Genomic DNA, 8918 nt, shown 5'->3' on the forward strand with positions numbered 1-8918 from the left:
GAGCGTTTGCCCTTCCTTTAGCAAAAGAGGTCTACCCATCGAATAGAAAGTACTTCCTGATATTAGATTCAAATCGAGAGTAGTACCAGAACCTTGATTATTGATGGTTGCCTGCGGGTTGCTGGTATAGGGAATGGAACTCACCGTCACCGTCAACACGTTGGAGGGCGTTGTTTTCCCATTACGCAACAGCGTATAGGAGAATCGCATTGATCTGCCTACCGCGTTATGTATTATTCTTTGCGAGGAAAAGTCAAACTCAAGCGTACCACTCGCCTGGCCCTTCGCAGTCATCATAAAAGGAGAGGCACCCTCGATAATGCATGTCATTGTAACCACGTCATTTGCGAGCATTCCCTTGACATTCGCCACAACAACCACGTTATTTTGATTCGCAACCGGATTAATCGTCACTGCCGGAGTAGCTGCAGCACTTTTGAAGATTGGAGGATCCAGAACAGGGGGTAGTTGCTGGGCAACGTAACTCGCCTCTGGAAACGGGGTTGCCGTTTGCTCAGAGGCAATACCTGGAAAACTCACCCTGGCTGTTATTTTAAGGGCCGTACAATCTTTAATCTTAATTGCTGTTGCTAATGGAAACTGAATGACAATCCCCGCGCTTACGTGGCTGGCGTTAATCTCGAGAGCAGTCGCGAGATTAACGATAATCAGTGCATCGTCTAATGACGTGTAAGTCACTTCTGCCCAAAAAAATTGCCCAACACGAGCGAACAGCCACCCAGGAAATATAACATTAATCTCTTTCAACTGGTAAACGGGTAACGTAGGCACGCCTTTGAAGCCTTCAATGTAAATAGCCGGTAAATCACTAGGGGCCAGCCGAAGTTGCTGAGGCTCAAATTCGTATTTAAACGGCCCTCGTTTCAGCCAGCATTTTAGGAGCAAGTTATTACCCGTAGCCCTTAGCGCCCGCGAAAAAAAGTCTACAGGTACCGCTGATTTGAAAACCGTCGATTTAGGATCGACCTTTACCGCATCAGTATGCTGGGCGACTGCCCATTCGCCTTGCAGGTCGAAATACACCATATCGTCTTTCCGCACTTCTAAGATCTCTGCCTCCAGAGTGCCACCTTTGCTCACAGCTAATGGGTTGACTGTCGCTTGGTCGGTATCAGCCTCACGGAGCTTGACGGTTTTTAGTTCCACTGGAGCGCCAATACTGAAGATCAATACCTCCGAATGGCGAATTACTGGCGGTGCCCCTTTACTAATCACACTGTAGCGAGCAGTCACTATGTTATCTTTATTCGCACGAACAATATCTTCAGGCATAGGCAATTCCACGTCAAACAACTTCAAACCTTCCGTCGAACTATCAATATCAAAGTTGTATTTAAACGAGGTTTTTGGACTCCCCCCCTCTAAACTCATCTGTACCTGATCGCCGAACACCGTACCAGAATATGGAATCTTGGAAATCAAACCATAACCGGTAAGCTCGCTCGGATTCAAATTATAATTCGAATAATTCTCTTTTAACAGATCAATATATAATGCAGGCATCTCTGCCTCGCCTTCACCAATTCTGGCAATCTCTATCTCGGATGTCCGAGGAGGCTTCTGGTTGCCTTGATCAACTTGGTAAAGCACATCAAGATCCCCCTTACCCTCAAACATTTTCAAGGAATTACTGGGTAAAAGTCGCTTGCTCTCTTCTATCATTGCTAATTGTTTTGACGTATATACATAAGCCCCATTGTTATTACCCTTCGTGCGAGCAATGATCGTTACAATGCTCTTTGCGTTAAAGGGTCGGTATTTTGGGAACGCGGCCTCCACATCTTTATTGGGAGGTATCAGCCCACCTGTAAAAGGTTTTAGCGCCAGCTTCGGCATCCACTTCTGTTGACCTGTTATGTAAATCAAGTTACTGTAAGACTCATTAACTACCGTTCCATTCGCAGAGACTGTCCGGTAGTAAAAACGCACCTTGCCAGGTCCAACTTTATCATTAAAGAAATTTTTCGGAATTGGAATAGACTCAAAACCCTGGTTTTTGTCAGGTATAACTCCGACGAGTAGGGTCTCCGTGCTCCCATTGTCGGGAGTGACGTCGGCGTAGAGCTCAAGCGTGTGGCGTGGAGAAGGAAACGGCTTCGGCAGACGATCAGGATAGAGCTGCCCCGCATAATTGCTCTCAGATTCAAAATCAAGGTCAATTTCGAATACCTCTTCGACATCTTTCGTCAAGACGAGCTGGGAAAGTCTTCCGAAATCCAACTCGCTGTATACAGAAAAGGCTTTCGAATACTTATACCGGCCTTCGGTCTCGTAGCCCATCACATTCCTGACCTTCATACGAACACCGATCAGCCCATTTTTTGTAATCTTGTCGAATATGTCGAGGGGAATTGGCACGCTGTAGGGTTTTTTACTAGAGGCCTGTTCCGGACTCACGATATGTATAAAAGAAACCCCGTCAACCTCGATTATATTTTCATCATTCTTCCGTATATTCAGGTATGGGGATACCTCCCATAAAACTTCATTTTTCAGAGTGCTTTGTGTAATCACTCCGCCTTCCGGTATGTCTTTAAGCCTTCCGAACAATCCACTGTGCCAAGGCTCATTTTCGTTGGGATCCTCCCCTGCGGGAATTGTCGTTAAAACTAAACACTCACTCGTCTTTGAGCGACTTTCCTGGCCTGAGAACCTTACGACCCGAGTAAAAAATTTAACAACTTTATCTATATTGTCATCTCCACGAAAAGCCAAGTGGTAAAGAGGTAAATCTTCAGTGACAGTGCCAGAGGCTCTTGGCCGAGTAATGTCGTCAAAGCGAAGGAAGTAGGTATCAAGCAAATTCTTGTTACGCCAACTTGATACACCCCAGAATGACCATGGTATTAAAGATGGACGCCCCAACCCTATGACTGCGGACTCAGGATATTTTTTTGAACTTAAATCTACGAAGCCAAACGCCGGAAAGGCCGGGTCATCGAGTTCGTCAAAGTCATCAGGAGGAGTAGACATAGCCATCACCTTGCTGGATTAGAGCGCGCGGGCATCGCGCGACGGGCAAGGTAATAAAGCGCTTGAGGCAATATCCGAATCTACTGTCAGAATTGACAGTGGCGACGAGCGGTAGAGCTACCGCAGAATCCGACTGCCATCCAGACAATCGTGATTCTCCGCAACCTACGTCTTTTCCTACATATTTTTCACGCTTTATTCACATCCACAGACGTAGGGTAAAGCCTCATCCGTTACAAACGTTGCACATCAAGCCCGCCGCCCCAGCGGGCTTTTTTTTGCCTGGGATTTGGGTTCAGCGCGAGGCTTTGGCGGTGGGGGCTGCCGCTTGTTCGCGAATGGCGCGCTGGGTGTCCAACACCTTGGCCAGCGCGGTTTCTGCTTCGGGGCTTTGCTGCGGCACACGGATCGCTGCCGAAACGAGGGTGATCAACTTGGCCATCACTTCGGCGTCCGTCGCCGGGCGGCCCAGGCTCATGGAGTTCATCAGCAGGCGCAGTTCGGTGCCGGCCATGACCCCGGAAATCGCCTTGAGGGCGAATTGCAGGCGTACGCCCAGCTCGTTGCGCGGCAGGTCGGGCAGGGCCAGGGCGAAGGCTTCGAAGAAGCGCTGGAACACCGGCTGGTAATGCACCTTGAGGTATTCCTGGATGAACGGCGAGGTGTCGCTGTACACGCGGCCGAGGAAACGAATAAACGAACGCCCTTCCCCGCTGGCCGGGTCGCTGCGCTCCAGGCCCATGGCCGGGGCGAAGAGCACGCCGAGCAAGGTGTCGCAGTCAAGGGGGCCGTCGGTTTCGGCTTCGCAGCGCGCAAGCAATGCCAGGCGCTGCTCGTTGAGCGGCTCCAGGCGTTGCATCAGCAGGGTTTTCATCAGGGAATCCTTGTCCCCGAAGTGGTAATTCACGGCGGCCAGGTTCACCTGGGCACGCTCGGTGATCTGCCGGAGCAGCACGGCGTCGTAGCCGTATTTGATGAAGAGAGCCTCTGTCGCATCCAGCAAGCGAGTCTTGGTAACGTTTGGAGCGCTGAGTTTCTTCGCGACCATAAGAGTTCCACGGGGGAAATATTGTTTTAAAAAATAATTTGATTTTTTATACCGGGGCGGCCCTTCGAAAGCAAGTGGTGACAGTGCGCCATCCACCTAAAGGCCCGTATAACCGGGCCTGTTGAGGGTAGTCGAAGGCATTTTTATGCGCCCGGAATGCATGGCAGAAAAATCGTTTCAAAGGGTTAAACCGCTCTACATCCATGGCTGGCGAAGCCGATTGAACGCGGGTACTATTCAAACAATATTTTAAAAACAAGAAATAAAACCAGTCCGTGACGCGTACCCAGCAGCTCCCGAACTTGTTACAAGGCTTTACCGGAGCAGCACGGCACCGTCGAGACTGCAGGCGTAGTCATGATGACAGATACTCCCACGCACCCAGGCTTGATCTCCCTGCAAGGCATCGGCAAAAGCTATCAGCTGGCCGGGCAGCACCTGTCCATTCTCAATGATGTGTGCCTCACCATCGCGCGTGGTGACAGCTGCGGCATTCTCGGCGCCTCCGGGTCCGGCAAAAGTACCCTGCTCAATATCCTTGGTCTGCTGGACCTGCCCAACGCCGGCCAGTACCACTTCGCTGGCCACGATATTTTCAACGCCAGCCCCGATGAACTGGCGGCGATCCGCAACCAGCAGATCGGTTTTGTGTTCCAGAGCTTCAACCTGCTGCCGCGCCTCAGCGCACTCGACAATGTGGCGCTGCCTTTGAGTTATCGCGGGGTGTCGCGCCATGAATCGGTCGAACAAGCCTTGCGCATGCTTGCGCAAGTCGGCCTGGCCGACCGCGCCCACCACCGCCCCGCCGACCTCTCCGGCGGCCAGCGCCAACGCGTGGCGATTGCGCGGGCGCTGGTGGGCACGCCGTCGGTGATCCTCGCCGACGAACCCACCGGCAACCTCGACAGCACCACCGCTCAGGAAATCATGGACTTGCTGCTGGCGCTGAACCGCGAGCAGCAGGTCACGCTGATCATCGTCACCCACGACCCGCACATCGCCGAGCGCCTGCAGCGCAAGATCCTGGTGCGCAATGGCGTGGTGCATGAGGCCGGGCACCTATGAGCCTGCGGGTCGAACAAAGTGTGAGCCAACTGCTGCATGAAGCCTTCGTCAGCCTGCGCACCCTGGGCAAACGCTCGGTGCTGGCGCTGCTGGGCATTGTGATCGGCAGTTCATCGGTGGTGGCATTGATCAATATCGGCCATAACGCGGCGGTGGACGCGGCGATGATCTTCAAGGACATGGGCACCGACACCCTGATCGCCCAGTTCCCGCCCAAGGGCAACAGCACCGCGCCGATGCGCGCCAGCCTCGACCTTGAAGCCGTGCGCCAGGCGGTGCCGGGCATCGCCCATATCGGCGCGCTCACGCAGTTCAGCGGGCCGATCGTATTCAATGGCCGCACCGTCAGCGCCACGTTTGTCGGCAGCACGCCAGACATCAAGGACGCCATGCGCCTGGCCGTGCGGGACGGGCGCTTCCTGTCGCCCTTCGACGCGACTGAAACCTACGGCGTGATCGGCGATCAGGTCGCCCAGGCCCTGGGCACGCCCGGCGCCCCGCTGAAATTGGGCGACCGCGTGCGCATCAACGACTACCTGTTCCTGATCATCGGCATCTTGCACAGCCAGCCCCGGGCCATGTTGATGCCGGTGCAGGCCAACGAAGCGCTGTTTATCCCGGCCGAGGGCATGCGCCGCATCTACCCTGCCCCGCAAATCGCCAACGTGATCATCCGCGCCGCGCCGGGCCAGGACATGGAGCGCATCGCCCGCGACGCCGCGGTGGCACTGAAAAGCCAATTGAGCGACCACGACGTCGACATTCAGGTGCCCCAGCAAATGATCGATGGCATGACCCGCCAAAGCCGCACGTTTGCCTACCTGCTGCTGGCGCTCGGCGCGATCTCCTTGGTCGGTGGTGGCGTCGGCGTGATGAACGTGATGCTGATGAACGTGTCGGAGCGCCGCCGGGAAATCGGCATTCGCATGGCCTTGGGCGCGCGCCGGCGCGATATCCGCAATCTGTTTTTGCTCGAAGCCGTCACCCTCACGGCCGTCGGCGCACTCTGCGGCGCGGTGTTGGGCATGACCGCCGCCTGGCTCTATGCCTGGTTGTCGGGCTGGGAATTCGCCCTGGCCGCCGCCGCCCTGCCGTTAGGGGTGGGCAGTACACTGCTGGTGGGCTTGTTCTTCGGCATCTACCCGGCGGTCTCGGCCTCACGGCTGCAGCCGGTGGAGGCCCTGCGTGATGAATAAATGGCTGCTGGTGCTGGTGCTCGCGCTGCTCAGCCTGCCCGTGGCAGCGGCCGACGTGGTGATCAACCCGTCGGCGCCCAGCACCACCCGCAGCGGTTACGACCGCGGCGTGTCGCTGAATGCCCAGGCCACCACCCTGACCCTGGGCGACGCGGTGTACCTGGGCTTGCGCAACAACCCGGCGATCCGCAGCGCCTACCTGCAACGGGTGGCGCAGAAGTTTGACCTGCGGGTGGCCGAGGACGTGTTCAACCCCAAGCTCACCCTCAACAGTTACTACCGCAAAAGCCGTGGCTCGGACGATAACGCGCGCAATGCCAGCCTGGCCCCGAACGCAACCTTGCTCGGCGAGTACGGCACCCGGTTGAGCATGGCCTGGACCCAACAACTGAACACTGCCGACCGCGCCGGCCGCTACCGCAGCGACGGCCTCGACCTGGCGCTGATCCAGCCGCTGATGCGCGGCGCCGGTTGGGACGCCACCACCGCGCCGCTGCGCCTGTCGCGCCTGTCGGAGCAGGCCAACCGCCTGAACCTCAAGGCCACCGTGGCGCAGACCATCAGCCAGATCATCGCCACTTACCGCGAATTGCTGCGCGCCCAAGAGCAATTGAGCATCGTGCAGGACGCCCTCAAGCGCTCCGGCACGCTGTTGGAGGTCAACAAGGCGTTGATCGCTTCGGGCCGCATGGCCGAATTTGAAATCGTGCAGACCGAGGCCGATATCGCCACTCAGCAACTTGGCGTTGAAGAGGCCCAGAACCAACTCGACACCAGCCGCCTGGCCCTGCTGCGCCTGTTGGCCCTGGACCTGTCGACGCCGATCCGCGCCAGCGAGGCCCTGGAGGCCAAGCCGATGACGATCGACAAGCGCCAGGCCTTCAACCTGGCGCAGGTTCAGCAACCGGAATACCTCGCCGCCCTGCTCGGCAGCCAACAGGCCGACCTCAACCTGGTGATCGCCAAGGACTCGGGCCGCTGGCAGGTCGACCTGGTCGCCGGCGCCAACCAGATACGCGATGCCTACGACAATGACAACGGCAACACCAACAACCGCACCTGGAACAGTTACGCCGGGGTGCAGGTGCAGATCCCCATCGGCGACATCAGCACACGCCAGGCCGAAGTGCGCGCGCGGGTGAACGTGGAGGACCAGGAAATTCGCATTACCGACGCCCGCCAGGCGCTGGAGCGCAGCGTCAACGACGTGGTGCGCGACCTCGGCACACGCTGGCGCCAGTATGAAATTTCCCAGCGCGCGGTCGAGCTGTCGCGGCGCAAGATCGAGATCGAGCGGGAAAAACTCAGCGCCGGGCGCTCCACCAACTTCCAGGTGCTGAGTTTCGAGACCGACCTGCGCAACGCCGAAAACGCGCAACTCAATGCGCTGATCGCTTATTTGAACGCCCAGACCCAGCTCGACTTGACCCTGGGCATGACGCTGGAAAGTTGGGAAATCGCCCTCAATGACTACTGATAAAAAATACCTGTTGGGTGCCGTGCTCGTGGTGCTGCTGGCAGGCGTGGCAATTGCGTTGCGCAGCCCTGCCACCCAACAGGCGCCGTCGACCGAGCAGTGGCTGGCGGTGAAACCTGACCCGCTGGTGCATCAGATCGGCCTGGTGGGCAAGATCGAGCCCGACACCACGCTGATCCTCACCGCGCCGTTTGACGGCAATGTCCTGGCCAATCTGGTCGAGCAAGGCCAGCGTGTCGACGCCGGCCAGGTGCTGCTGCGCATGGACCCTTCGACCCTCGAAGTGCAACTGCGCGATGCCCTGTCCACCCAGCTCAAGGCCCGGCGCACCGTGCAGGAAATGCAGGATTGGGACAGCAGCCCCTCGGTCAGCCGCGCACGCCGCGGCCTGCGCACCACGGAAATGACCGCCGGCAACACTCAACGCAAACTCACCGAAAGCGAAAACCTGTTCAAGCGCGGCATCATCCCGCGCAATGAACTTGATGACCTCAAGCAGCAAGCCCAGCAGCAACAGCTGGACCTGGCGTCGGCGCGCAGTGAACTGCAACAGGCGCTCGACCAAGGCAAAGGCGAGTACCGGCAGATCGCCGATATGGAGCTGACCAACGCTACCGTAAGGTATGACGCCCTGCGTAGTTTACTCGACGGCAAAGAAGTCAAGGCACCGTTTTCCGGCATCGTGGTGCCCGCGCCCGGCAATAACGCCTCGTCAGCCGCCGGCAGCAGCAATGCCCCGGTACAGGCGGGCAGCAAAGTGAGTCAGGGCCAAGTGTTGTTCGGGCTGGCCAACATCGAGCGGCTGAAAATCGTTGCCAAAGTCTCGGAGTTGGACATCAACCAGTTGCACCAGGGCCAGGCGGTGGAGGTGATGGGCGATGGCTTTGATGGCGAGCGGCTGTCGGGTTCCGTCAGCGTGGTCAGCGGTTTGGCAATCGCCAGCGACAGCCAGGGCAGCGCGCAATTTCCGGTGACCCTGTCGATTCCCACGCTGACGGCGCAGCAGTTGCAGCGGGTACGGCTGGGGATGAGCGCGCGCTTGACCATCGTCACGTACAACAACGAGCAGGCGATTGTGATCCCCGGCCAGGCGATCAACCGCGACGACATGAGCGTGGAATATCGTTCGGCAATGGAT

The 8918-nt window shown here is 57.1% G+C and carries 6 protein-coding genes; 4 read left to right on the top strand and 2 right to left on the bottom strand.

Going from position 1 to position 8918, the window contains the following annotated elements:
- Both WBB95_RS22050 and WBB95_RS22055 read right to left on the bottom strand, forming a co-directional pair.
- Positions 1–2994 (bottom strand): hypothetical protein (locus WBB95_RS22050; protein WP_424489496.1); only part of this gene is annotated, 2994 nt, incomplete at its 3' end.
- Between the two features lie 295 nt (positions 2995–3289).
- Positions 3290–4042 carry a TetR/AcrR family transcriptional regulator gene (locus WBB95_RS22055; protein ID WP_424489497.1) on the bottom strand — a complete coding sequence of 251 codons (753 nt, stop codon included), beginning with the start codon at positions 4040–4042 and terminating at the stop codon, positions 3290–3292.
- Positions 4043–4399: 357 nt separating this feature from the next.
- On the opposite strand from WBB95_RS22055, the gene WBB95_RS22060 reads away from it, so the two are divergent.
- From WBB95_RS22060 to WBB95_RS22075, 4 genes are all read left to right on the top strand, one after another.
- Positions 4400–5107, top strand: coding sequence for an ABC transporter ATP-binding protein (locus WBB95_RS22060; RefSeq protein ID WP_424489498.1), 708 nt, complete (start codon positions 4400–4402; stop codon positions 5105–5107).
- Positions 5104–6303: an ABC transporter permease gene (locus WBB95_RS22065; protein ID WP_424489499.1), complete on the top strand. Its 1200-nt coding sequence runs from the start codon at positions 5104–5106 to the stop codon at positions 6301–6303. The genes WBB95_RS22060 and WBB95_RS22065 overlap by 4 nt, the downstream gene beginning before the upstream one ends.
- Positions 6296–7780, top strand: coding sequence for a TolC family protein (locus WBB95_RS22070; protein WP_424489500.1), 1485 nt, complete (start codon positions 6296–6298; stop codon positions 7778–7780). Before WBB95_RS22065 ends, WBB95_RS22070 begins: the two co-directional genes overlap by 8 nt.
- A partial coding sequence (locus tag WBB95_RS22075) for an efflux RND transporter periplasmic adaptor subunit (RefSeq protein ID WP_424489501.1) occupies positions 7770–8918 on the top strand: 1149 nt, incomplete at its 3' end. The genes WBB95_RS22070 and WBB95_RS22075, both read left to right, overlap by 11 nt.

This window comes from Pseudomonas sp. (assembly GCF_049645325.1).
Classification (GTDB): Bacteria; Pseudomonadota; Gammaproteobacteria; order Pseudomonadales; family Pseudomonadaceae; genus Aquipseudomonas.

Excerpts from the sequence above, each read along its gene's own strand:
- WBB95_RS22070 (WP_424489500.1), top strand. The coding sequence starts at position 6,296 with ATGAATAAATGGCTGCTGGTGCTGGTGCTCGCGCTGCTCAGCCTGCCC.
- WBB95_RS22055 (WP_424489497.1), bottom strand. The coding sequence starts at position 4,042 with ATGGTCGCGAAGAAACTCAGCGCTCCAAACGTTACCAAGACTCGCTTG.
- WBB95_RS22060 (WP_424489498.1), top strand. The coding sequence starts at position 4,400 with ATGATGACAGATACTCCCACGCACCCAGGCTTGATCTCCCTGCAAGGC.
- WBB95_RS22065 (WP_424489499.1), top strand. The coding sequence starts at position 5,104 with ATGAGCCTGCGGGTCGAACAAAGTGTGAGCCAACTGCTGCATGAAGCC.